Origin of the sequence: Cellvibrio sp. KY-GH-1 (assembly GCF_008806975.1) — a bacterium.
Taxonomy (GTDB): domain Bacteria; phylum Pseudomonadota; class Gammaproteobacteria; order Pseudomonadales; family Cellvibrionaceae; genus Cellvibrio.
Window position 1 is genome coordinate 793,997 of sequence record NZ_CP031728.1, and the last position, 24,634, is coordinate 818,630.

Genomic DNA, 24,634 nt, shown 5'->3' on the forward strand with positions numbered 1-24,634 from the left:
ACTGGGCTATTCTTAGTCTGATTTCCCCTAAGGAGGCGGACTAATGGCTGATCTCGGCTATTACAAAATGCACGCGCTCATTATTGATGATTTTGAGAATTTTCGCGGCACACTCTACAAAATGCTGATGGATTTGGGGGTCGGCAATGTTGACTCGGCAGCTTCCGGAGAAGAGGCTCTGCGTTTCTGCAAAGCTCGCGCGTATGATTTGATTTTATGCGACAACAATCTGGGTAAGGGCAAGAGTGGCCAGCAAGTACTGGAAGAATTGCGCACAACAGATAATCCCTGCTCGGATAGTTTGTTCATCCTCGTATCTGCCGAAAATAGCAAAAGTATCATTATGGCGGCTTATGATTACGAGCCGGATGCATATTTGGCGAAACCAATTACTCCAAAAGCACTGGATCAACGCTTGGGACGATTAATGGAGCAGCGCGTTGAGTTAAAAACTATTCAAACCGCACAGAAATCGGGAGATACTCAAGGGGCGATTGCTGCCTGTAAAGACCGTATCGCAGCCGGCAGCCGCTACACTAATGCCTGTCAAAAAATTCTTGCCCAGTTGTACCTCGACAATCAAAATGTTAGTGCCGCAGAAGAAATTTATCGCAATGTGTTGGAAGCCCGAGAGTTGGAGTGGGCCCAAATTGGTATGGTGAAAACCAAGCTTGCCCAGAATGATTTGTTAGGGGCGCAGCAGTGGGTGGAAAATTTATTGCAATCAAATCCCTTGTGCATGAAAGCCTATGATTTGCAGGCAGAGGTGTACAAGCTTCAGAATGATTTTGATGGGTTGCAAAATATTTTACAAAAGGCAACTGAGCTCTCCCCTCTATCCATCGTTCGTCAGCAGAGCTTGGGAAACATTGCGCAACAAAACAATGATCTGGTTACCGCGACGAATGCCTTGAGGCGCGCTGTTAAATTGGGTGAGCATTCCTGTTTTGACAGGGCGAGTGTTCATTCGCTATTCGCGCAATCAACCATAGATTTATATTCAATTGATAAAGAATTGGCTAAGCCACTTGTCCGTGAAGCCATTTCTTGCGTTATTAATCTGGAGGATAACTTTGGCAAGTCCAATTTGCGCAAAGTCGAGTCATTATTGCTGGAAAGCCAGTTACAGGTATGTAATGGAGATCAACGTCGTGCACAAGAGGCACTGAGCTCAGCGCAATCAGCTTTGGGAAACACCAAAGATGACTCCGCCTTGGATGTGCAAATCGAGATGGTTAGGGCGTTACGCATGCTTGGAAAAACAGAAGAAGCGCAACAACAGTTAGGTGATTTATTGCACCGCTATGCGGGAAGTGAAGATAAATTGCAGAAACTCGACGTGTTACTGGATGAGCCTCGCAGTGAGAAAAATAAATTAATGGTTGCCGAAATTAATAAGAAAGGCATTTCCCTGTACAACGCCAAAGATTTTACCGCTGCGGCTGATGCGTTTAAAACCGCGCTGCAAAAGTTGCCAAATCACATAGGTCTTCGTTTGAACTATGTACAAGCTATGATCGATAAACTTAAAGGCAACTTCAATAGTGCAATCAGCGAAAAAATTCAACAAACCTTCACCAAAACGACGAGTATTATTTCCCAATCACATCCCCAGTATCAGCGCTATAAGCAATTGAATGATGTTTATAACGGATTGGTTCGCGCCAATGAGAAAAAATAGCGAGGTTTACAGTGGACTCAAGTTCTGAGAACAAAACGCCTTCACCTGATCATGATCAGATGCCCATCGATTTTTCTTTTGTGTTGGCGTCCAGTGTGCACGACATGAAAAACTCCTTGGGGATGTTGCTCAATACAGTAGCTGCGATGGTGGAAAGCTCACCCCCGAAAGATGAGGAACAGGCTAAATTTTTCTCCACGTTGGAATATGAGGCAGCGCGTATCAATGGCGAGTTGGTTCAATTGCTGTCGCTCTATCGAATGGATGAAAGAACCCTGGTGGTGGTCATTGATGAGCATCATGTAGTCGATATTATTGAAGAACAAATTGCACGTAATGATACGCTGCTTCGTTCACGTAATATTCAAATTCAAATTGAGTGCGACCCGGATCTTAGTTGGTATTTTGATAATGAATTAATAGGCGGCGTGTTAAATAATCTTCTTGTAAATTGCGCCCGCTACTGTCGTAGCAGATTATTGGTTAGTGCAGCAGAGGACAATGGTTTTTTATGTATTGCTGTAGCGGATGATGGTCAGGGGTACCCAGAAGCTATGTTGCTCGGGCCACTCCCACAAACCGCAGTATCCTTTAGTTCCGGCAATACCCGTCTTGGTTTGTTGTTTGCGCGCAAAGTTCTGGAGTTACATAAATCACGAAAAGGGCAGGGTTATATGACCATTGCCAACAATGGTCCATTAGGGGGCGGCGTTTTAAAGCTTTATTTGCCCTAGTGCAAGCGGGTAATCATTTATTTTGCCAGCGAAGTGGAAGAGTTGAAATCGCTGCATAGCTATTGCATTATTCAAACCCGTTTTTGAATTGGCGCCAAGGTTAAAGTTTATGCTTAAAATCCGCTTTAAAGATAATAAATACAACGCGGTATGGTTGGTTGAGCCAAAGATTACAATTGGTCGGTCAGCGACCAACGCGCTGGTTATTGATGATCCCTTAGCGAGCGATATCCATCTCGAGGTGTTGGTTGATAATGAGCATCTCACCCTGCGGAATTTAGTGCCTACCCAACCCGTTTCGGTTAACGGCCAGCCGGTGAACGGTGCGTGCGAGCTAAAACCGGATGATCAAATCACTCTAGGTAGCGTTGAGTTAATCGTTATAGATCCTAAAAAAGAAGCCCGGGCGATTGCTGAAGAATCAGGCAATGTTACTCAACTGCGAGCGCCCAAAGCGACAGGTTGGTCGCTAAAAGCTAACCATGCCGCCTTGGCTAACCGTGTTTTTCCGTTAAAAGAAATCAATGTGATTGGGCGCGCGAGTGAGTGCGACATCAGTCTTTCAGCAGCGCATCTTTCTCGCCGCCATGCGCAATTGCAAATCATCGATGGTATGTTGTTTGTTAAGGATCTGGATTCGGCCAATGGCACTTATCTGAATGGCAAACGAGTCGCTGAAGCCCGGGTAAAACGCGGTGATGAGCTTCGTTTTGATGCGTTGAGTTTCGGGGTGATGGGGCCATCAGACGATTTAGCTAAAACGGCAGTTCGCAAAGCGACACCGGCGAAGCCGGAATCGTTAGAGGCGAAGCGTCCTAGCCCGACTCCAGCTAAAAGCCCTACAGCGACTCGCGCATCTTCTATTAGCCGCTCGCCATCAAATGCGACCCCTCAACCCGGTACCGAAGCGGGTGGAAAAGGCAAGTTTGGGCTAATCTTCATCGGTGTATTGGCTGTTGTAGTTATAACGGCTTTGGTCTTAACACGAAAATAAGTCTTTAAGCTTTACGGGAATCAGCCGATAGCCTGTGAGCCACAGACTCGTGTTGCTCACAGGTGACTTTATGAATATCTCTTCTCTTAACAACCCCGCCAATTCATCTATCAATAATTTGTTGAATCAACCTGGTAGTACTCACAGCTCTGGCCAGGGTAAGAGTTCACCGATGGTGGACCCGGTGGGAGAAGTGGCTTCTATTCAAGACAAACGCCAGGCGGCATTACAGCTTGTGAATAAAACACTTACGGCAGCCTACGAAAAAATCAGTTCCCGCGGGCAGGTTGCCAAGGCCGAATATGAAACTTTTGAGCCGTTAACCGCAGAAAAGGTGGCTGGTAATATCCTCGGTTTTATCGAGCGTCGCTTGCAGATGGATGTAGCTGATGGCGCTAGCCAAGAAGAATTGCAGGCGCGTTTGGAGGCGGGGCTTTCCGGGTTCAAAAAAGGTTTTGCTGAAGCGAGTGAAAAACTGGAAGCGCTAAGCCTTCTCTCTCCCGAGATAAAAGCCGACATCGGTAAAACCTACGATTTGGTGTTGGAAGGCGTAGATGAATTACGCAAAAAATTCATTGAATCTGCAGATTCCGCCAAAACAGATACCGCAAAATCACCCAGTGAATCTGCTTCTCTTGATCAATTAAAATCTGGAGCAAAAGCCAAACCGGCAACTGCGTTGGATGTGCCCGACTTTTTACCCGCGGCGAAATCCAGTTACGTGGGGTACGGGGCGTATGAATACGGTCGGGCGCGCGAATTCAGTTTCGAGTTAACCACAAAAGACGGCGACAAAGTAACTATTAAAGCCAGTTCCAGTGAAGGCTTGGCGGTTGAAGCAGGACGAAGTGAGCGAGGCACTAAATCTGTGAGTGCTCTTAATGCCAGCTACAGCTCAAGCGAATCATTTTCGTTAAGCGTTGAGGGTGATTTGAGTGAGGAGGAGCTGGGGGCAATTAATGATTTACTGGGCCGTGTTAGTGATTTGGCGGGGCAATTTTTTGATGGAAACCTTGATACTGCGTTTGAGCAGGCGATGAACTTGGGTTATGACCAAGACCAAATCGGCAGTTTCGCATTGAATCTGGCGCAAGCGGAAATCCAGCAAGTTACCCAAGCCTACCAACGTGTTGGTCCCGCCGCTACTGGTGACGATAGTAAGTCCAACTTATTGACTGATCGTTTATTGCCGCTGGGTAATTTTATTAGAGACTTGCTGGATAGTTTGGACCGCGCGTCTATTTTCGATGAGCCCAAATTACTCGTCGGTGAAATTGCAGAAAATGTCACCGGCGAAGGAGAAGTGGAAGAACAGCAGGGCAAACGTTTCCGCGATTTTATGGATCAGTTGCTCGCACTTGATTTGAAGTAAGCGGACTTGCAATGAACTTGGTACACTGGCCTCATTCCATTGAGCTGCGGTTATTGGCATCAAGTTTTTATGAAAACAGTTTACCTTTACTCAACCCCGGGCTGTCACCTTTGTGATCTGGCCTGGGATATTCTTGCTCCCTTGGTGAGTCATTTGCCTTTGTGTATGGAAGAGGTGGACATTGCCGAATCCGATGAATTAATTGAACAATATGGAGTCAGGATTCCAGTCCTAAAATTTGCTAACGAAGAAGCGGAGCTAGGATGGCCATTTGATACGGTGCAGGCCTCATCTTTTTTGCAAAAATACACGGGGGCTAATTAGCGTTTATACTTAAGGTATTCATTGTTTCTGCTACCCAACGCAACGACTCAATGTAGATTTCTGCCAGTCGTTCAGAAGTCAACCCGAGTTTTCCCAAAGAGTCCCAATCAATTTTTTCCCACTCTCCTTGCTCATGAGATTGTACCAATTGCAGTACCATACCTTCCGGCCCGGAATGATCGAGCATTGCCTTGTTAATTGCATCACTGAGTGAAAGGCTGGACAGAAGCTCTTCCAAGGGAGTATCTAAAAAGGCATCCAATGTAGATAGCAAGCCAACCGTAAAAAACGAATCCGGACGGCTGTGACGATTAATTTCCGTAGCAATTAATTCACACATGCGCGCACGTGTTAATGCTGCGATACTAAGTTCATGGGGCTTTCCACTAAGATTTGACAGCGCCAGCAAATTCACCCAGTTTCGGAGCTTGTTTAAACCCAGCAGCATGATTGCTTGGCGTAAGGAATCCACCGAGCGTGACAGCCCAAAAGCCGCGGAATTGACCAAACGCAACAATTTGAAACTTAATAACGTGTCCCTGGCAATCATGCGTTCAATTTTTTCAATTGGAACATTAGGGTCATGGAGAGCGGACAAGAGTTGTAATACTGATTGTTTGTTTTCTGAAACCTTTTTGCCAGTAATTACCTTGGGCTTAGCCAGAAAATATCCTTGAAATAAATCAAAGCCCAGCGCTTTACAGTGCTCAAACATTTCATAGGTTTCTACCTTTTCCGCAATCAATGTAATTCCAAACGGTTTTAGGTAGGTGATGTGCTGCTTGAGCTTTTCAGGCGGCAAATGGAGCACGTCCAATTTAATAATATCGGCGTATGCGACCAGGCTTTCGGTTTCTTTGGTAAGTTCGAAGTCGTCCAGTGCAATGGTATACCCCTGATCACGCAATTGCATAAGTGAATGCAGCATAGCGGCGTCCACTTTTTGCCCTTCAAGTACCTCGATCACCAGCTTCTGTCGATTGAAGGGTGGGGGAGCGTCAATCAGCGTGCGAGTAAAGTTAACAAAGGCTTTGTGCTTGCCGACCACTTGTTCAATTGATAATTCGGTAAATGCATTGAGCAGGACCTGAGAGCTGGCAGCGTCACCGTCACGTGAACCAATTTGAGTCAGCTCGCTATTGCGGCATAACAACTCATAGGCAACCACCTGCATGTTGCCGTTAAAAATGGGCTGGCGTGCCAATAAAGGTATAGCGTCGGTCATAAGGCAAAGTCAGTTTTTAGTTGTAGTTACAGCGGAACGGCAGCACCATTAAAATCTAACTATTGGTGTTAGCTGATCAATGATTGAAAGTGTAGCCCCTAACGCTGGGCTTACCACTTTTAATCGCAGTCTTACCGACGTGAGTGGTTGCTGCTCGTTGGTTCGATTTGGTCTCTATTTATCGGACCTCTCATATTAGACAGTTCCCGGACTAGCAGTTCCTCCGGGCCGGCGGAGGCCCGTAAAAATTGCTGCGCCAATTGCGCAGTCGCCGGGGTACAGCGATTATTCAAGCACCAAAATGCAAGGAGCGGCAGGCCCATCATTAATGAAGGTAATATAATCAATAAAGAAAAGATCAGACTGCCCGATTCGAGAAACGAGTTTATTCCCCGATTTATTAGATAACAGCAAATAAGTATGACTGGCACGACAGGCTCCTTAGCAATTAACGTTAAGGGCCGTGCAGCAAAAAATGGGTACCAATAAAACGAAAAGGCCGCAGTTTTCGCTGCGGCCCTGAATGTAAAAATAAATAAATTCTTTTTACCTACTTGTCCGCCAAAGCAATACAAATCGCGCAGCCAATGCTGGTCGCCATGCGTGATGTTTGCGTGCGAAACAAAAAGTCATCATAAAAAGTAAACAAGTTGGATAAAAATGGAGCTCGACTCTAATCTAAATCCCGGTACCTCACAAGAGTTTTTTTACGTCCAGCGCTGAATATTCCTATCAGAAAAATACCTTGTGCATCCTCGATACTGAGCGAGAATGACTTAAATTCAGCAGGGTTAATACTTATTGCCTATACTTTTTCTTGTCTATTCAATGTCTTGGCTAAAGGGCCTGCAATAGTGGTGTAACTATGTCCAAGTTGCTGGATTCTATTGATCAACGTACCCGCCTGGTGGGGGAAAATCGCCTTGAGCTGCTTATGTTCCGTTTGGGAGGACGGCAGTTATTTGCGATTAATGTGTTTAAAGTGCAAGAAGTGGTAAAGATGCCCAAATTGCGCCACGTTCCTCATAGCCACCCTCATATTTGTGGAGTTGCTCACCTTCGAAACCAGGCTGTGCCCGTGATCGACTTGCGCGCGGCTATCGGAATGAGCCCACTAAAAGAAACTGAAAATGCAAATTTGATTGTGGCCGAATATAACCGTTCGGTGCAGGCATTTTTAATCGGCTCGGTAGATCGAATTGTGAATTTGAATTGGGAGCTAATCTTGCCCCCCCCTAAAGGTACGGGGCGTAGCCATTTTTTAACCGCAATCACCCGCATTGATGATCAGCTGGTAGAAATTCTCGACGTAGAACGTGTATTGGCCGACATAATCCCATACAACACGCAGGTATCTGACGAGGTGTTGGATTCAGATTTGGTCGCGGAAGCGCGGCGGCGCAAATTAAAAGTATTGTTGGCTGAGGATTCGCCAACCGCGGTCAAGCAGGTTAGAGAAACGCTTGGGAATCTCGGGATCGATGTTTTATCTACCCAGGACGGATTACAAGCGTTAACCCATTTGCGGCAGTGGGTTGCCGCCGGGCGCAAGGTAACCGATGAAATCCTGATGCTAATTACGGATGCGGAAATGCCGGAAATGGATGGCTATCGCCTGACAGCAGAGGTACGCAAAGACCCGGATTTACGCGATTTGTACGTTGTATTACACACTTCACTGAGCGGTAGTTTTAATAAGGCGATGGTGGAGAAAGTAGGGTGTAATGACTTCCTTTCCAAGTTTCAACCGGATGAACTGGCTACAGTCGTTCAAAAGCGATTACGTCAGTTTCTAACCGGTAGTCAAAAAACCTTATAAAAATGCCGGCGAGCGCCGGCATTTTTGTGTCCATAAGTTATAGGGCACTATAACTGCCTATTGGCTTCCGCCGGCGTAACAAAATTGGTTTCTTGTCCAAGCCGATAAGCGTAGATCACCGAAAAAGACAGCACATTTTGTACGTAACCGCGCGTCTCCTTGTAAGGAATCGTCTCAATCCAAACATCGTAAGGCAACTGGGAATTCTTTTCTTTGTTTAACCATTTTTTCACGCGCGAAGGGCCGGCATTGTAGGCTGCAGCAGCCAGGATACGGTTACCATCGAAAACATCGAGCAAGTGATTTAGATAACGGCTACCCAAGGCAATATTTTTTTCCGGGGTAATTAAATCATTTGGTGAAAAACTCAAGCCGCTCTTCTGCGCGGTATGTTTCGCTGTTGTGGGGAGTAACTGCATTAAACCCACGGCCCCTGCTGGTGATTTTGCGTCGTGCATGAACGCACTTTCCTGGCGTGTCACTGCAAAAATAAACAGTGGGTTTACCGATGTTTGTTTGGCTGCTTTATTCACATGATCTTTGTAGACAATAGGGAAGCGCACTTGAAGCTCATCCCAGGATTGGGCCTCTGCCATTAATTGAATACCATGGCGATACCAACCCCATTTTTCTGCCAGACGACCCGCAATAATCATCTGCTCCATGGGCATTCGACGTGCACTGTGAAAATACTCTCGGCTAGCTGCAGCCAGTTCGCCACGCATAAAAAACTCTCGCGCTCGCAGCATACCCTGGGAGTTTTCCACTGCACGGAATTGTTCTTCGGTAACCGTTAATGGTCGATCCAGTAGGTGATAGGTAACGCCCGTCTTATCGGCAGCGAGAAAACCGTAGAAACTGCGTGCCGGTGCGACGCTTTGATAAATGGCCATAGGTGTTTCGCCATTCATTTCCTTAATATCCAACTGCTCCATGGTTCTGGCTTGCCAATAGCGCCAGCGCTCGGATTTTCGTGCATCTTCAGGCAGGCGCGCAAGCCATTCGTTAATACGCTCCCAATCTTGCTTGCGCAATGATTCACGCAGTAACCACTCAAGTAAATCAGTTCTCGTGAGGTTTGGAGTAGATGCAACTAATTTTTCAGCGTCGACTTCGTGGTCTTGATAAAGCAAACGCAAGGCAATGTGGTACTTGATGTTAACTCTGTCTTCATCACTAAACAGCTGTTGGGCGTCGTATTGATGCCAAAGCGTCAGCGCTTCTTTCGCATTGGTGAGCGCCAGCTTTTCCAAGCCATGCAGGATGACGGATTTCATTTCTACTGATTGCTTGGAAAATTTACCAGTTTGTTTCAGCAATCGAGGGTTGGCGTCGACTTGTTGCATCAACAATGCAGTCGGGCGACTGTTTGCGGGGAGTAAATTGCTCAAGTAACTTGTCATGCTTTTGTTGCCAGCTTTCAACGCTTTTTGATGGCGCTCCCAAATTAACTCGGACGTCATAAGGCCGGCCTTCTTCCAGGCCGAGAAAAGCGGGTCGCAAGCTTTTGATTGGGTCTTATCAATGTTCCAGAGTGGCGCAACTTCATTCAGAGCAGTTTTATCACCTGTTTCATAACGCGCACGAACCTGCAAACAGGCTAACTCAGGGTCTGTCAGGCGCTTGTCGTAAAACTTTAGATAATCATTCCAACGCTCACGCTGCGCCAGGGTGCGTAACCAACGATGGGTGAGTCGCTCAGAAAGAAACGAGTCTGGGTACCGCGTAAAAAAACTTTCCACATCGTTTTGAGGTAATGCAATCAGTCGATTACTTAATTCCTGATATTCCAAATACGGCAACAGTGGGTAATTCTGTAATTGTTTCACCAGCTGCTTATATTCACCCATGTTTTTTGCGTTTAGCGCCTTTTGGGCTTGGGCATATTTTTGCCTTTCCAATTGACGTTGGTCGACCTTGGCAGGTGCTGCTTTGGCGGTAGCCTTTGGAGGAGGGTTGGTTGCTGCTTCGGCGATCAGGGTCATACTGCCGACGAATACGCTGGCGCTGATTGTGACGGGCCAAAGTATTTTCGAAAACCTCATGGGAACCTCAAATTATTATAAAACCCGGCGGGTTGGTTATGCCTGGCTGGTGGGATATGATGCGGCACTTTTTTGCGCCCGGTGATTAACTGAGAATACCAGTCAAGTTGGGCTTCTGCCAGTATCATTTTCGTTGTAAAACTACCTGAATTATTCTTTCTATGTCTTTGATTAAAATTGAAAAAGCTTACCTTGGCTACGGGTTGCAAATCCTGTTGGACGAGGTCGACCTGAGTATCGAAAAAGGTCAGCGTGTATGTTTGATTGGGCGCAACGGCGCGGGTAAATCCAGCTTATTAAAAGTGATTGCGGGTGACGTCGATCTGGACAAGGGCGAGGTCATACGCCAAAACGGGATTCGCATCGCACGTTTGGAGCAGGATTTACCGGAAGCGGATGATCGGCTGGTGTTTGATGCCGTGGCGGCCGGAAGCGATGGGGTTGGGCAGTTGCTGGCCGAGTATCGCCAGCTATCCCACAGTGCCGATATTTCAGATCAACAATTAGCGCGCATGAGTCAGTTACAGCAGCAGATTGAGGCGCGCGATGGCTGGGCGTTACAACAAAAAGTAGAGTCAATTATTTCGCGTCTTGAATTACCCGCCGAGCGCTATATGCGTGAACTTTCTGGCGGCTGGCGCCGACGCGTTGCGTTAGCACGCGCGCTGGTACTTGAGCCGGACGTGCTCTTGCTGGATGAACCAACTAATCACCTGGATATTGCTGCGATTGAATGGCTGGAGAAACAGCTTCTCATCTTCAATGGCGCGCTCATTTTTATCACTCACGACCGTTCTTTACTCCAAGCATTGGCAACGCATATCGTCGAGCTTGACCGCGGCCATATTCGCTATTGGCAGGGCGATTATGCGAGTTTCTTGGTTTATCGTGAGCAGGCGCTTGCGGATGAAGCGCGTCACAACGAGTTGTTCGATAAAAAACTCGCGCAGGAAGAAGTTTGGATTCGCCAAGGGATTAAGGCGCGTCGTACCCGCAACGAAGGACGTGTACGAGCGCTGAAAGCGCTGCGAGAGGAGCGTTCCCAGCGTCGGGAGGTAATGGGTAAAGCAAACTTCACTCTGGCAAGTAGCGGAGATTCCGGTAAGTTAGTGGCGGAATTAACGGATGTCGTTTTTGCATGGGGTGAAAAGCAAATCATCAAACAATTTTCTGCGCGCATTATGCGTGGTGATCGTATTGGTTTGGTGGGTGCAAACGGGGCTGGAAAAAGCACCTTACTGAAATTAATTCTGGGGGAGTTGGAGCCACAGTCCGGTAAGGTAAAACTCGGTACCAATCTGCAAGTAGCCTACTTTGACCAACTTCGCGATCAACTCGATTTGGATAAAAATGCGGTTGATAACATCGCGGAAGGGCGCGAATTTATCGATATCGACGGAAAATCCAAGCATATATTTTCCTACCTGAGTGACTTTCTCTTTAGTGGTGAGCGTGCACGTACACCACTGCGCGCGTTGTCCGGCGGTGAGCGGAATCGGGTTTTGCTTGCAAAATTGTTTAGCAAGGCGGCAAACCTATTGGTGTTAGATGAACCGACCAATGATCTGGACGTGGAAACCCTGGAATTACTGGAAGAGATTTTGACTGATTATCCCGGTACAATTTTGTTAGTGAGCCATGATCGCGCCTTCTTAAATAATATTGTCTCCAGTGTAATCGCCTTTGAGGGGCGCGGTAATGTGATCGAATATGTCGGTGGTTACGACGACTGGCTTCGCCAAGGGGGCAAGTGGACTCAGGCCGATGAACTTCCTGTTGTTGCAGAGCCTGTGCAAGTACAACAGGTTGCTACAGCACCTGCTAAATCACCCGTAAAATCCAAGAAGCTCAGTTACAAATTTCAGAAAGAGTTTGATGAGTTGCCACAAAAAATCGAAGCCTTGGAGCAACAGCTTGAATCATTACAGGTGGAGGCAAATGCAGGAGATTTCTACTCGCAGTCTGCCGCTGTTGTAGAGAAAAAACTGCAGGATCTGGCCCGCGTGCAACAGCAACTCGATGATTGCTTCGAGCGCTGGGCCGAATTGGAGGATATGCAGCAAGAATAAATCATGGCCGTAAGATTATTCAGGGAGGTCGGTTTGCTTTTTGACGAGAACGGCCAAGACGTCACAAGTAGCGCCATGCAAAACGCTATTTGGCGTTGAGCCAAGTAAAAGCGCAAACCCTTTACGTCCATGACTGCCAACCACAATCAAATCTGCCTCCTCCTGCTCGGCGAGATAGTGAAGTTCCGCTGCTGGCTGCCCAACCAAAACATGCTGTTGCTGAATTGGGTAGTCAGCGGATTTTGCAAGTTGGGTCAATTCCGCGCTGGCTTTTTGAACTTGCTGTTCCTGCACACCGCTAAGGTCTACCGGCATATCTCCGCCATAGGCAAAAGCAATGGGTTCAAGGACATGGGCAAGAGTCAATTTGGCGTTGCAGACACTGGCAATTCCTGCCGCGCGCGCGATCACTTTCGGGCAATCCTCGGATAAATCGACACCGACAATAATGTGGCGATAACTGATGGCCTCATTCATGATTTTCACCTCGCTGTGAATCCGTGTTGAGAACGAAGATAAATTTACTAATACGACAAGCTGTGAACAAAATAATCCTTAATCAAAAGGTAGCTCAATTCGGGATTAATCCAAATTTGTTTAAGCATTAATGATTTTTTTGGGGCTTTTTTATGAGTGTTTGGCTTGTTGTTTTTATATTGTTGGCCGTGGGGATGATTATGGGGCCCATCTCTATGCTCAGGCCAAAACCAGGTCAACGGCGTAAAGAAAATTTACGGGCCCAAGCAGCACAACAAGGTGTGCGTTTTGGGCTGCGCAAAGCCCCAAAGCTAAAGACAGATATGGAGGATCCAGAACCCACCCCGGCATACTACCTTGCCCCCACAACAAAGATGCAAGCTATGTCGACCTGGACACTAATGCGCACGGGATATGAGCATGAAGGAAACTTTTATCGCGATTGGGATTGGAACGGGGAATATCGCCCGAGCGCGAAAGCCAGTCATCTATTACGCGAATATTTAGCTAACTTGCCTGAATCGGTAACCTTGATAAGTCAGGGGGAGGCGGGAACCTGCCTGCTTTGGAATGAAAAGGAAGATGCAGAATTACTCAATGTACTGATTAAGTTGTTAAAAGAGTTGCAGGCTAGTGTAGTTTAAGCGCCGCAGATGCAGGTGTCTGTAGTTCGCGGCTCAAGCTAACCCGGTCACCGTCTACCATCTCGCTCAATTCTTTGATCATTTTCAATCGGCGTGGATCCTGATGCATCGACTCCATTAGCAACTGCTGAGCCTTACGATAAAACGCCTGAGCGGAAAATCGATCGCTAATTGCCATGGATTTATCTCCCTGGCCGATATAGGACATTACCGACACCATCAAATATGCCCAGCGCAATTCTGCTAAATACGTTTCGAGTTCTATTTCATTAATTACACCTCGTGCGGCCAGCTGGGTAATCAAATGCATAGCCTCATTCAAATGCAGCTGAGTTTTAGCGATTTGCGCGTCGCTATCGCGCTGGTAACTTATTGGTTGGCGCGTTTGCGGGTTTAGCATTTCTTCGGAGTGGAGCTCTGTCTTGCGAATTGCCGCCTCGAGGTGTTCCCGGTTTTTGTCTTCCAGTGCCAGCATGTGCTGTTGCAGCTCAACAATCATGTCATTTATGTGTTTGGTGATTACCCGATTGGGAATTGTCTGCTCAAGGCAGGTCACAACCTCGCCGAGCTCATCAGCCTGTACACGTAATCGACGTTGCTGCAGGCGTCTTTCTCGCTGCTGCGCCTGCATACGGTTAATTACACTTACGGCAATAAGTGTTATCAACATCAAAAAAACGAGAATAACAATCAGGGTCATGCGTGGCTTTTCTGGTTGGTGGATAGCGATAGAGGTTAACGCTTTTGTTAAAAACTCATGATTTCATTAAAGTTATTTAAAATCAGTGCATTACATACATAAGTTAACGTTGATTCAAGTCCTGTTTTGCGATCAATTTTGCATGACTTGTCTTGCTAGACTATAAGTCTTGGAGGAAATTATCGCTTGACCCCTCGAGGATCAGGTCTTATATATGCGCACCTTTGAATGCTAGTTTATCTTTTTTTGAACGCTCTGCAGTATTAGTTTGGCATATTTTTCATCATTGCACAGCCTTCCTTTATCTCGAGATATTTTTGACCATCATGGGTAAATCCTTAGTTATCGTTGAGTCGCCTGCCAAGGCAAAAACCATTAACAAATACCTGGGTAACGACTTTGTCGTTAAGTCCAGTATTGGTCATATCCGCGATCTACCCACCAGTGGCGGAGCAAAACCTGTTGATGCAAAAGAGCGCGCTAAACAAGCGGCGGCAACCAGGAAGATGTCAGCTGAAGATAAAGCGCTTTATCAAGCGCAAAAAAGCAAAAGCCAGCTTATTAATCGTATGGGGATTGATCCGGAAAATAATTGGGAAGCCCAGTATGAGATTTTGCCCGGCAAGGAAAAAGTAGTAGAAGAGTTGCGCAAGCTCGCAGAAAAGGCTGACACAGTCTATCTCGCAACCGACTTGGACAGAGAAGGGGAGGCTATCGCTTGGCACTTACGCGAGGCCATTGGTGGGGATGAGTCCCGCTATCGTCGTGTGGTATTTAATGAAATTACTAAATCGGCCATTCAAAATGCGTTCAAAACGCCTGGCCCGATTGACCAAAATCGCGTAGATGCGCAACAAGCCCGCCGGTTTTTGGATCGCGTCGTAGGCTATATGGTTTCGCCTTTGCTTTGGGAGAAAGTCGCTCGCGGATTATCTGCCGGGCGCGTGCAGTCAGTTGCCGTGCGCTTGGTGGTGGAACGGGAGCGAGAAATCCGTGCTTTTATACCTGAAGAGTACTGGACATTGTTTGCGGATTTAAAAGCGGATAAGGATCCGGTTGCATTTGAGGTTAAAAAGAAGGGTGACGAAGCCTTTAAACCCATCAATGAAGCACAAACCATGACTGCTGTCGCTGCACTGAAGGGCGCTAGTTACAAGGTTGCCAGTCGGGAAGATAAGCCGACCCAATCGAAACCTTCCGCACCGTTTATAACCTCGACCCTTCAGCAAGCTGCGAGTACGCGACTTGGTTTTGGCGTCAAAAAAACCATGATGATGGCTCAGCGTCTGTATGAAGCTGGCTACATCACCTATATGCGTACTGACTCCACGAACCTCAGTAAAGAGGCGGTCGAGAGCTGTCGTGAATATATTCTTACTCATTACGGCAAATCTTACCTGCCAGAGTCACCGGTTGCCTATTCCAGTAAGGAGGGGGCGCAAGAGGCTCACGAAGCGATTCGACCATCTAATGTTGATGTATTACCTAATCAACTAAGTGGTATGGAGCGTGATGCGGAGCGTCTTTACGGTCTCATCTGGCAACAATTTGTCGCTTGTCAAATGACGCCAGCGGAGTACACGAGCACGAGCGTTGTAGTGCATGCAGGTGAATATGAGTTGCGCACTCGCGGTCGAGTAATTCGCTTTGATGGTTTCACCAAGGTGTTACCGCAGGTCGCAAAAAAAGATGAAGATGTTGTTTTGCCTGAGATGAAAGTGGGGCAAGTATTACCCTTGATTAAATTGAATCCGCAGCAGCATTTTACCAAGCCTGCTGCGCGCTACACTGAGGCCAGCTTGGTAAAAGAGCTGGAGAAACGTGCAATAGGTCGTCCGTCTACATATGCAGCGATTATTTCTACAATTCAGGAGCGCGGATATGTCCGCCAAGATAATCGTCGCTTCTATGCCGAAAAGATGGGCGATATTGTTACCGAGCGTTTGGTCGAAAGTTTTGATGATTTAATGGATTACAGTTTCACCGCAACTATGGAAGAGGCGTTGGACACGGTTGCGCAAGGCGGAAAAAACTGGCGCGATCTGCTCGACGAATTTTACGCTGGATTTAGTAAAAAGTTGGAGTCCGCTTCTAGTGCATCCAAGGGGATGCGCGCGAACGATCCAACTGATACAGACATCTCCTGCAATCTGTGTGGTCGCCATATGCAGATTAGAACCGGTAGCACGGGTGTGTTTTTGGGTTGCTCCGGTTATGCGCTGCCGCCCAAAGAACGCTGCAAAAATACAATGAATCTTGTTTCTGGTGATGAGGTCATTGACGCTGAAGCGGACGAAGAAGCTGAATCTCGCCAACTGAGATCCAAGCATCGTTGCAAGCTCTGTAATTCTGCGATGGATTCATATTTGCTAGATGAGAGCCGTAAATTACATATATGTGGTAACAATCCAGATTGTTCTGGTTACGAAGTGGAGCAGGGAAGTTACAGGCTGAAGGGGTATGAAGGCCCAACTATTGAGTGCGACAAGTGTAACAGCGAAATGCAGCTTAAAACGGGGCGTTTCGGTAAGTACTTTGGCTGCACCAATAGTGAGTGTAAAAACACTCGCAAGCTACTTAAGAGTGGAGAGGCTGCGCCGCCAAAGGTGGAGCCGATTGCGATGCCGGAGTTGCGCTGCGAAAAAGTTGATGATCACTACGTTTTGCGCGATGGAGCGGCCGGTCTATTTCTGGCTGCCAGTCAATTCCCTAAAAATAGGGAGACGCGTGCGCCGCTCGTGGAGGAGCTGTTGCCTTACAAAGATCGGATCGATCCAAAATATCACTTTTTATTATCCGCACCAGCTAAAGATCCAGAGGGCAACAAGGCCATTATTCGTTTTAGTCGCAAGACTAAAGAGCAGTACGTTCAGACTGAAGTGAACGGCAAGGCAACTGGCTGGAAGGCTTTCTATAACTCCGGTAAGTGGTTGGTACAAAAATAACCTGTAAGGTCGACGGGTACCTGTCTAACCGTCGACCAACCCTTTCCTCCCGTTTGCGTAATTTGCTCATGCGTACACACTTATCCTTGGTTAACCAAAAGCTCGGTTTTGCTTCTACCCTGCTGTTGCTGGCCGCTGACTCCGAGCTAATCTCGGTAGGAAGCTTGCGCTGTAGAGCTATTCAGGAATCGATATTGCTCCATTTATATACAGCTTTTCATTTCTATCAGCGTGAGTTGGCGGAACTAAATGGTATCAAGATGCCTGAGCTTATCGACTCGATGGATTCCTTGGTGAATGGACTTAATCAGCTGGGTAAGCAACCATCAGAAGTTTTAGAGTTACAGTCTATTTGCGCTGAAAAAGGAAGTTGGTTGAATCAGCTATTGAATCAATACAAGTTGATTTTCATCTCCCCACCTAAAGCCGTTGAGAAGAAGGCGTTTGTGCAGGAGGGGATGATTGAGCTTGTTGATGTTTCTCAGGACACTATCGAAGTGAATGCTGAACTAGATCTAAAAATATTGGCTGAATGGCTGAATGAATTTAAGGCGCTTATCTTACGGCATCGCGAAACTGGCGCTGAGTATTAACAAACGTTACATAAAAAGTTGAAGCTGCATAATGACTGTGGCACAATCAGCACCCTTCGCGCGACCGACCCGATGATTTTTATAAAAAACATTAAAAATCAAATAGTTAAAGCGCAATAAGATTTAGTCAGTGCCTTTTTCCAAAACGGAAAAGGCGACCCAATGCGGACGTGGTGAAATTGGTAGACACACCAGGTTTAGGTTCTGGCGCCGTGAGGTGTGAGAGTTCGAGTCTCTCCGTCCGCACCATATTTCCGGGTTTTTAATAAAATACCCGATCGATTGCCAAACATTAGTTATTGCACGAGGCACATATGCAGGTTTCACTTGAAACAACATCTGGATTGGAACGCCGCCTGACTGTAGGCGTACCTGCGGAACAAGTAGAGAACGAAGTTGAAAATCGTTTAAAGCAAGCTGCACGCAATGTCAGCATTAAAGGTTTCCGTAAAGGTAAGGTGCCACTCGCAGTTGTAAAGCAGCGTTTTGGCGCAGGTATTCGTCAAGAAGTTGTTGGTGACGTGATCAGCCGTTCTTTCTATGCTGCGGTTCAAAAAGAGAATGTTAAGCCAGCCGGCCAACCTTCCATTCAACCAAAGCAATTGGTAGAAGGAAAGGATTTGGAATATGTTGCTACTTTTGAAGTTTACCCAAGTGTTGCTTTAAGCGATCTGACTACTTATGAAGTTACCCGCTATAAAGCAGAGGTTACCGAGTCTGATGTAGACAACATGGTTGAGGTGTTGCGTAAGCATCAGGCGACTTGGTCCGTAGTGGAGCGCGCTGCTGCAGATGGCGATCAAGTTGACATCAACTTTGTTGGCACCAAAGATGGTGTTGAGTTTGCTGGCGGGAAAGCCGATAACCACAAATTGGTATTAGGTTCCAAGTCTATGATTCCGGGCTTTGAAGAAGGGATTGTAGGGATGAAAGCTGGTGAGCAAAGAACTGTAGCGGTCACCTTTCCAGCCGATTATCAGGCGGATGAATTAAAGGGTGCAGCAGCAGAGTTTTCCATCACCGTTAATGCTGTATCTGAGGCGCAGCTGCCAGAGCTTAAGAAAGAATTTTTCCAAAAATTTGGCGTAGAGAAGGGCGGTGAAAAGCAGTTCCGCAAAGAAGTAAAAGCTAATATGGATCGCGAATTGGCAAATGCACTTAAGGCCAAGGTTAAGGTCCAGGTAATGGATGCATTGATTGCTACCCATACAACAGATGTACCAAAGGCACTGGTAGCTAATGAGATTCAAGTGCTGCGCAATCAAATGTTGCAGCGTTTTGGTGGTCAACAGCAAAACTTTGATGTGAAGGCGCTATTGCCTGACACTATGTTCCAAGAGGAGGCTAATCGCCGTGTAACCTTGGGACTGATAGTTGGTGAAATTGTTAAGAGCAATAAACTCAAGCCCGACGCCAAGCGTGTTCGAGCGATGATCGAGGAGATAGCCTCTACTTACCAAGAGCCCAAAGAGGTTGTTGAGTATTACAGCAACAATCAAGAGCTGTTGGCAGGCGTTGAGTCTGCTGTGCTCGAAGATCAAGTTGTAGATCATATCCTTGCTCAAGCCAAGGTCGCTGACGTAGAAACCAACTACGACGAAATCATCAAAGCTAACGCTCAGCGCTAATCGTTTAAAAAAGCCGCAAAGCGCTCGTTTTGCGGCTTCTCTCTTTCTGAATACCTCCCAAAATCCCTCTTTTGACTGGCATATAATCCCATCACGGGTTAAGCTCTGTAGTGTTAAAAATCTCAAGTTCTCAAATTTGGCGAAGCTACTAAGCCCGCTTAAGGACAAAACGCACGATGTCATACGAACAAATGAAATCCCACTTATCTCATATCAATAGCGGTCTGGTTCCAATTGTTATTGAGCAAACAGCAAGAGGCGAACGCTCGTTTGATATATATTCTCGCCTGTTAAAGGAGCGCGTTATATTTCTGGTTGGTCCTGTTGAGGACTACATGGCCAATCTGGTAGTGGCCCAGTTGTTGTTCCTTGAAGCGGAGAATCCAGACAAAGATATCCATCTTTACATCAACTCTCCTGGTGGCTCGGTAACTGCGGGGATGTCCATCTACGATACTATGCAGTTCATCAAGCCAGATGTGAGCACGATGTGTATCGGTCAGGCTTGTAGCATGGGGGCATTTTTGTTGAACGCGGGTGCTAAAGGTAAGCGTTTTTGTCTTCCAAATTCTCGAGTTATGATTCATCAGCCTAGCGGCGGTGCTCAGGGGCAGGCTTCAGATATTCACATCCAAGCCCAGGAAATATTAAAAATTCGTGCACGGTTAAATGAGCTGATGGCATTTCATTCCGGCCAACCAATAGAAAAAATTGAGGTGGATACGGAGCGTGATAATTTTATGTCCGCGATTCAGGCAAAAGAATACGGATTGGTTGATGCGGTGATTGAAAAACGCATACAGCCGAATAAATAGTTTGAGTTGTCAGGTATGTGAAAATTCGCTTAAGCAAGTAAAGAAAACGGCGCCAAACCGTGGCTCTCAGCTTGAAATTTATTGCTTAAGCCTGACAATAGTATTGAAATTTTGATGGAGTGGGCCCAATGACCGATCACACTAGTGACTCAGGTGATAAGAGCGGAAAGCTACTGTATTGCTCCTTTTGTGGCAAAAGCCAGCACGAGGTTCGCAAGCTAATTGCAGGGCCGTCCGTATTTATATGCGACGAATGCGTTGATTTATGTAATGACATAATTCGCGAAGAAATCCAGGAAAATGCTGCGGAGGGTAGCCAAGATAAGCTGCCAAAGCCTCATGAAATCTCCGCCATTTTGGATCAGTATGTTATTGGTCAAAAGCGCGCCAAAAAAGTTCTGGCAGTTGCGGTATATAACCACTACAAGCGCCTGCGTTTTGGTGAAAAAAGTGGGAAAGATAAAGAAGTAGTAGAGTTGGGCAAGAGCAACATCCTTTTGGTTGGTCCCACTGGTAGCGGAAAAACTTTACTGGCAGAAACATTAGCTCGACTGCTTGACGTACCCTTTACTATTGCTGATGCCACCACGCTTACCGAAGCAGGGTATGTCGGTGAAGATGTGGAAAACATCATTCAGAAGTTGTTGCAAAAATGTGACTATGACGTTGAAAAGGCGCAGCAAGGCATAGTCTATATCGATGAAATTGATAAAATTTCTCGTAAATCTGACAATCCCTCTATAACTCGTGACGTTTCCGGGGAAGGTGTACAGCAAGCGCTACTGAAATTGATTGAAGGTACAGTTGCATCAGTTCCTCCTCAAGGCGGGCGTAAACATCCGCAACAAGAGTTTCTTCAGGTAGACACGTCCAACATATTGTTTATTTGTGGTGGCGCTTTTGCTGGATTGGACAAGGTTATTCGCGATAGATCCGAAAAAGGCGGTATTGGTTTCAGTGCAGAAGTTAAGAGTAAGGATGAGAAGCGTAACTTCGGTGAGACCCTGCACGATCTTGAGCCTGAAGATTTGGTTCGATATGGGCTTATACCTGAGTTTGTAGGCCGATTGCCAGTGATAGCTACATTGGATGAGCTGGATAAGGCTGCGTTGATCCAGATTTTAACCGAGCCTCGCAATGCGCTCACCAAGCAGTATGCGCGCCTATTTGAAATGGAGGGTGTTCAAATTGACTTCAGGACGGACGCACTTGATGCAGTTGCTGAGCGCGCCTTAGAGCGTAAAACTGGTGCTCGTGGATTGAGATCTATTATGGAATCAGTACTGCTTGACACAATGTACAAAATTCCTGCTGAAGAGCATGTAGTTAAGGTTGTCGTTGATGAATCAGTTATAAAAGGTGAGTCTGAGCCATTACTGGTTTATGAGAATACAGAAAAGCAACCTAAAGCTGTTGCAGACGAATAGTTTTAAAGGTTAATTTCTGTTCCGGCCGATTAAAAAGAGCGCAAATTTGCGCTCTTTTTGTTTTTCTGTGGGGTGTAAACTTGTAATTACGTCGATCAGCCCCCAATCTTATTTCATGACAGTCTGAGCTGTCTTTTGAAAAGAGAGGATCCAATGGTCGCTGAAACCCCACTCGAAACCCATATTAGTGATATCCCATTATTACCTCTGCGGGATGTTGTTGTTTATCCGCATATGGTAACCCCGCTTTTTGTAGGTCGCGGCAAGTCAATAGAGGCTCTAGAGCGGGCTATGGCTGCGGACAAACAAGTACTTTTGGTCGCGCAGAAAAATCCTCAACAGGATGATCCTCAAGGGAATGATCTGTATGAGATTGGCACAATCGCTGCAATTCTTCAGCTTCTGAAGCTTCCCGATGGAACAGTTAAGGTTTTGATAGAGGGACGCGAGCGCGCAAAAATATCACTAATCGAAGATGTAGGTAGCTACTTTAAGGCTAACGCCGAAGTAATTATTAGCGCGAGCATCGAGGGCGCTGAAGCTCGAGCACTGGTTGCGTCCGCAATTGGCCAATTTGAGCAGTACGTAAATCTCAGTAAAAAGGTTCCTGTCGAGGTTATCACCTCTTTGTCTGGTATTGACGAACCAGGCCGTCTTGCCGATACGATCGCGGCTCACATGTCACTGGACCTCCCCAAAAAACAATCCATATTGGAAATGGCGGATATCCACTCCAGGATAGAGCTCTTGCTTGATTTGATGGATGCTGAAGTTGATTTGTTTCATGTAGAGAAAAAAATCCGCGGACGCGTCAAAAAGCAAATGGAAAAGAGCCAGCGTGAGTATTATCTCAACGAACAGATTAAAGCGATTCAAAAAGAACTCGGTGAACTTGGTGAAGAGGTTAGCGAGGCTGATGAGCTGGAGAAAAAAATCGTTTCTGCATCTATGCCAAAGGATGCCGAAGAAAAAGCTCGCACTGAATTGAATAAATTAAAGATGATGTCTCCGATGTCTGCAGAAGCTTCTGTGCTGCGCGCATATATCGACTGGATGATTAAAGTACCGTGGAGTAAGCGTAGTAAAGTTCGCAATGATTTGGCGCGGGCAGAGGAAGTTTTAAATAAAGATCATTTTGGTCTTGAGGAAGTCAAAGAAAGAATTCTCGAATATCTCGCTGTACAGCAGCGTGTTAAAAAAATCAAAGGCCCAATATTGTGTCTGGTTGGGCCTCCCGGGGTTGGCAAGACGTCCTTAGGTGAGTCTATTGCTCGCGCAACAAACAGGGAGTTTGTGCGCATGGCGTTGGGCGGAGTTCGCGATGAGGCTGAAATTCGCGGCCATCGCCGTACATATATAGGGTCGCTTCCTGGCAAGCTTATTCAAAAGATGGCAAAAGTTGGGGTTAAAAACCCGCTCTTTTTGCTCGATGAAATTGACAAGATGGGAATGGATAATCGGGGTGATCCAGCGTCAGCTCTACTCGAGGTGCTGGATCCCGAGCAAAACAGCCATTTCAACGATCATTACCTTGAGGTTGATTACGATTTGTCGGATGTGATGTTTGTGTGTACATCAAATTCAATGAATATTCCCGGGCCACTGCTAGATCGTATGGAAGTCATTCGCATTCCGGGGTATACCGAAGATGAAAAATTAAATATCGCATTGCGTTATTTAATTCCAAAACAAATGCGAGCTAATGGACTTAAAGAAACGGAAATTGAAGTTACCGATGAAGCCATCCGTGATGTGATTCGTTATTACACTCGTGAAGCCGGTGTGCGCGGATTGGAGCGAGAGATTGCAAAAATATGCCGCAAAGTAGTAACTCGCCACGTAAAACGTAAAATAAGTAAGGCTGATGTTGTTACTGGAGAATTACTAGAGGATTTGCTCGGCGTAAGAAAGTTTGATTTCGGTAAAGCTGAAAGTAAAGACCAAATAGGCCAGGTAACAGGGTTGGCTTGGACCCAGGTTGGGGGGGAGTTGTTGACTATCGAATCCTCCGCGATAACTGGTAAAGGGCGAATTATCAAAACCGGATCCCTCGGTGATGTGATGCAGGAATCTATTCAGGCCGCGCTTACCGTTGTACGCTCAAGAGGTCAGGCTTTAGGAATAGCGCCCGATCATCATGAGAGGGTAGATGTCCATATTCATGTGCCGGAAGGGGCTACACCGAAAGATGGGCCGAGTGCTGGTATTGCTATGTGTACCGCGCTTGTTTCGGTGTTAACAGGCATTCCTGTGAAAGCAGATGTGGCCATGACTGGAGAGATCACGTTGCGTGGTGAAGTCCTGCGTATTGGTGGACTTAAAGAAAAGCTACTCGCCGCACATCGAGGTGGAATTCGAACTGTTATCATTCCGGCTGATAATGAGCGGGATTTGAAAGAGATTCCCGTGAATATTAAAGACGATTTGGTAATTAAACCGGTTAAATGGATTGATGAGGTTTTGGATATAGCCTTGCAGTATCATCCGAAGCCACTGAGCGACGAGGAATACCGGGCCCTGGAAAAGGCGGCCCAAAAAGCGCCTGAGTCAGATAATCGCCTCAACACACACTGATTTAAACAAATTCAGCGGGGGGTGTTAATTTCACCCCTTTGATTGTTTTGTGATCAGATCGTTTGGGGTTTTGTGTAAAGCTGTAAGCTTTCCTTGACCCCCCTTGGCTCTGTTGGTATAAATCGCAATTCATTTGCTGTGCAGCCAATTAAATTATTCGCGACATTAATTAGTGCTGTATTTTCAGAAACAAATAATCAAAAGGGGTTAAGTGTGAACAAAACTGAGCTAATTGAAGCCATTGCCGCATCGGCGGATATTCCTAAAGCGGCTGCTGGCCGTGCCTTGGATGCTGTAGTCGACAGCATTACCGGTGCTCTTAAGAATGGCGACTCTGTAGTTTTGGTGGGCTTTGGTACCTTCGCAGTGAAAGAGAGAGCTGCCCGTACCGGCCGTAACCCGCAAACCGGCGCAGAAATCAAAATTGCTGCGGCAAAAGTTCCTGGCTTTAAGCCAGGCAAAGCGTTAAAAGACGCTGTTAATTAATATCCATCCAATGTATTTTTAGTTGGATGTAAGTATAAAGGCGCATTTCGGTGCGCCTTTTTCTTAAGGTTGTTTGCGATAA

Annotated in this window: 19 protein-coding genes and 1 tRNA gene; 16 read left to right on the forward strand and 4 right to left on the reverse strand. The window is 46.5% G+C overall.

Features of this window, described 5'->3' with window-relative positions:
- Nucleotides 1–43 precede the first annotated feature (43 nt).
- From D0C16_RS03250 to D0C16_RS03270, 5 genes are all read left to right on the forward strand, one after another.
- On the forward strand, nucleotides 44–1,681 hold the full coding sequence (locus D0C16_RS03250; RefSeq protein ID WP_225318888.1) for a response regulator: 1,638 nt from the start codon (nucleotides 44–46) through the stop codon (nucleotides 1,679–1,681).
- 11 nt (nucleotides 1,682–1,692) lie between these two features.
- A complete protein-coding gene (locus tag D0C16_RS03255) occupies nucleotides 1,693–2,415 on the forward strand; it encodes a sensor histidine kinase KdpD (protein WP_225318889.1) in 723 nt (240 codons plus the stop codon).
- 109 nt (nucleotides 2,416–2,524) lie between these two features.
- Complete coding sequence (locus tag D0C16_RS03260) at nucleotides 2,525–3,409, forward strand: FHA domain-containing protein (protein WP_151030994.1); 885 nt, start codon at nucleotides 2,525–2,527, stop codon at nucleotides 3,407–3,409.
- 70 nt (nucleotides 3,410–3,479) lie between these two features.
- Nucleotides 3,480–4,781: a DUF5610 domain-containing protein gene (locus D0C16_RS03265; protein ID WP_151030995.1), complete on the forward strand. Its 1,302-nt coding sequence runs from the start codon at nucleotides 3,480–3,482 to the stop codon at nucleotides 4,779–4,781.
- Between the two features lie 69 nt (nucleotides 4,782–4,850).
- A complete protein-coding gene (locus D0C16_RS03270) occupies nucleotides 4,851–5,105 on the forward strand; it encodes a glutaredoxin family protein (protein WP_151030996.1) in 255 nt (84 codons plus the stop codon).
- Here the strand turns inward: D0C16_RS03270 and D0C16_RS03275 are convergent.
- Entirely contained in the window at nucleotides 5,098–6,330 is a 1,233-nt protein-coding gene (locus D0C16_RS03275) for an EAL and HDOD domain-containing protein (protein WP_151030997.1), read from the reverse strand. The two genes, D0C16_RS03270 and D0C16_RS03275, sit on opposite strands and share 8 nt — an antisense overlap.
- Before the next feature lie 865 nt (nucleotides 6,331–7,195).
- Here D0C16_RS03275 and D0C16_RS03280 point away from each other — a divergent pair.
- On the forward strand, nucleotides 7,196–8,149 hold the full coding sequence (locus D0C16_RS03280; protein ID WP_151030998.1) for a chemotaxis protein CheV: 954 nt from the start codon (nucleotides 7,196–7,198) through the stop codon (nucleotides 8,147–8,149).
- 47 nt (nucleotides 8,150–8,196) lie between these two features.
- Here D0C16_RS03280 and D0C16_RS03285 read toward each other — a convergent pair whose 3' ends face one another.
- Nucleotides 8,197–10,194 (reverse strand): transglycosylase SLT domain-containing protein, encoded by a 1,998-nt coding sequence (locus D0C16_RS03285; protein WP_191968633.1) that lies wholly within the window; start codon nucleotides 10,192–10,194, stop codon nucleotides 8,197–8,199.
- A 161-nt stretch (nucleotides 10,195–10,355) separates the two neighbouring features.
- Between D0C16_RS03285 and D0C16_RS03290 the strand changes: the two genes are divergently transcribed.
- Complete coding sequence (locus tag D0C16_RS03290; RefSeq protein ID WP_151030999.1) at nucleotides 10,356–12,263, forward strand: ATP-binding cassette domain-containing protein; 1,908 nt, start codon at nucleotides 10,356–10,358, stop codon at nucleotides 12,261–12,263.
- 15 nt (nucleotides 12,264–12,278) lie between these two features.
- Here the strand turns inward: D0C16_RS03290 and D0C16_RS03295 are convergent, their stop codons facing one another.
- On the reverse strand, nucleotides 12,279–12,740 hold the full coding sequence (locus D0C16_RS03295; RefSeq protein WP_151031000.1) for a universal stress protein: 462 nt from the start codon (nucleotides 12,738–12,740) through the stop codon (nucleotides 12,279–12,281).
- Between the two features lie 152 nt (nucleotides 12,741–12,892).
- Between D0C16_RS03295 and D0C16_RS03300 the strand changes: the two genes are divergently transcribed.
- The gene (locus D0C16_RS03300; RefSeq protein ID WP_151031001.1) at nucleotides 12,893–13,384 is read left to right on the forward strand and encodes a hypothetical protein; all 492 of its coding nucleotides are present in this window, start codon (nucleotides 12,893–12,895) and stop codon (nucleotides 13,382–13,384) included.
- Here D0C16_RS03300 and D0C16_RS03305 read toward each other — a convergent pair.
- The gene (locus tag D0C16_RS03305) at nucleotides 13,371–14,084 is read right to left on the reverse strand and encodes a hypothetical protein (RefSeq protein WP_151031002.1); all 714 of its coding nucleotides are present in this window, start codon (nucleotides 14,082–14,084) and stop codon (nucleotides 13,371–13,373) included. The genes D0C16_RS03300 and D0C16_RS03305 overlap by 14 nt on opposite strands.
- A gap of 326 nt (nucleotides 14,085–14,410) precedes the next feature.
- On the opposite strand from D0C16_RS03305, the gene topA reads away from it, so the two are divergent.
- From topA to D0C16_RS03345, 8 genes are all read left to right on the forward strand, one after another.
- Nucleotides 14,411–17,029 carry a type I DNA topoisomerase gene (topA, locus tag D0C16_RS03310; protein WP_151031003.1) on the forward strand — a complete coding sequence of 873 codons (2,619 nt, stop codon included), beginning with the start codon at nucleotides 14,411–14,413 and terminating at the stop codon, nucleotides 17,027–17,029.
- 68 nt (nucleotides 17,030–17,097) lie between these two features.
- A complete protein-coding gene (locus D0C16_RS03315; protein ID WP_151031004.1) occupies nucleotides 17,098–17,622 on the forward strand; it encodes a DUF6586 family protein in 525 nt (174 codons plus the stop codon).
- 164 nt (nucleotides 17,623–17,786) lie between these two features.
- Nucleotides 17,787–17,871, forward strand: a tRNA-Leu gene (locus tag D0C16_RS03320).
- A gap of 65 nt (nucleotides 17,872–17,936) precedes the next feature.
- A complete protein-coding gene (gene tig, locus D0C16_RS03325) occupies nucleotides 17,937–19,250 on the forward strand; it encodes a trigger factor (protein ID WP_151031005.1) in 1,314 nt (437 codons plus the stop codon).
- A gap of 176 nt (nucleotides 19,251–19,426) precedes the next feature.
- A complete protein-coding gene (gene clpP / locus D0C16_RS03330; RefSeq protein WP_151031006.1) occupies nucleotides 19,427–20,065 on the forward strand; it encodes an ATP-dependent Clp endopeptidase proteolytic subunit ClpP in 639 nt (212 codons plus the stop codon).
- Between the two features lie 128 nt (nucleotides 20,066–20,193).
- On the forward strand, nucleotides 20,194–21,492 hold the full coding sequence (gene clpX, locus D0C16_RS03335) for an ATP-dependent Clp protease ATP-binding subunit ClpX (RefSeq protein WP_151031007.1): 1,299 nt from the start codon (nucleotides 20,194–20,196) through the stop codon (nucleotides 21,490–21,492).
- Between the two features lie 153 nt (nucleotides 21,493–21,645).
- The gene (gene lon, locus D0C16_RS03340; protein WP_151031008.1) at nucleotides 21,646–24,066 is read left to right on the forward strand and encodes an endopeptidase La; all 2,421 of its coding nucleotides are present in this window, start codon (nucleotides 21,646–21,648) and stop codon (nucleotides 24,064–24,066) included.
- Nucleotides 24,067–24,279: 213 nt separating this feature from the next.
- On the forward strand, nucleotides 24,280–24,552 hold the full coding sequence (locus D0C16_RS03345) for an HU family DNA-binding protein (protein ID WP_151031009.1): 273 nt from the start codon (nucleotides 24,280–24,282) through the stop codon (nucleotides 24,550–24,552).
- Nucleotides 24,553–24,634: the final 82 nt, after the last annotated feature.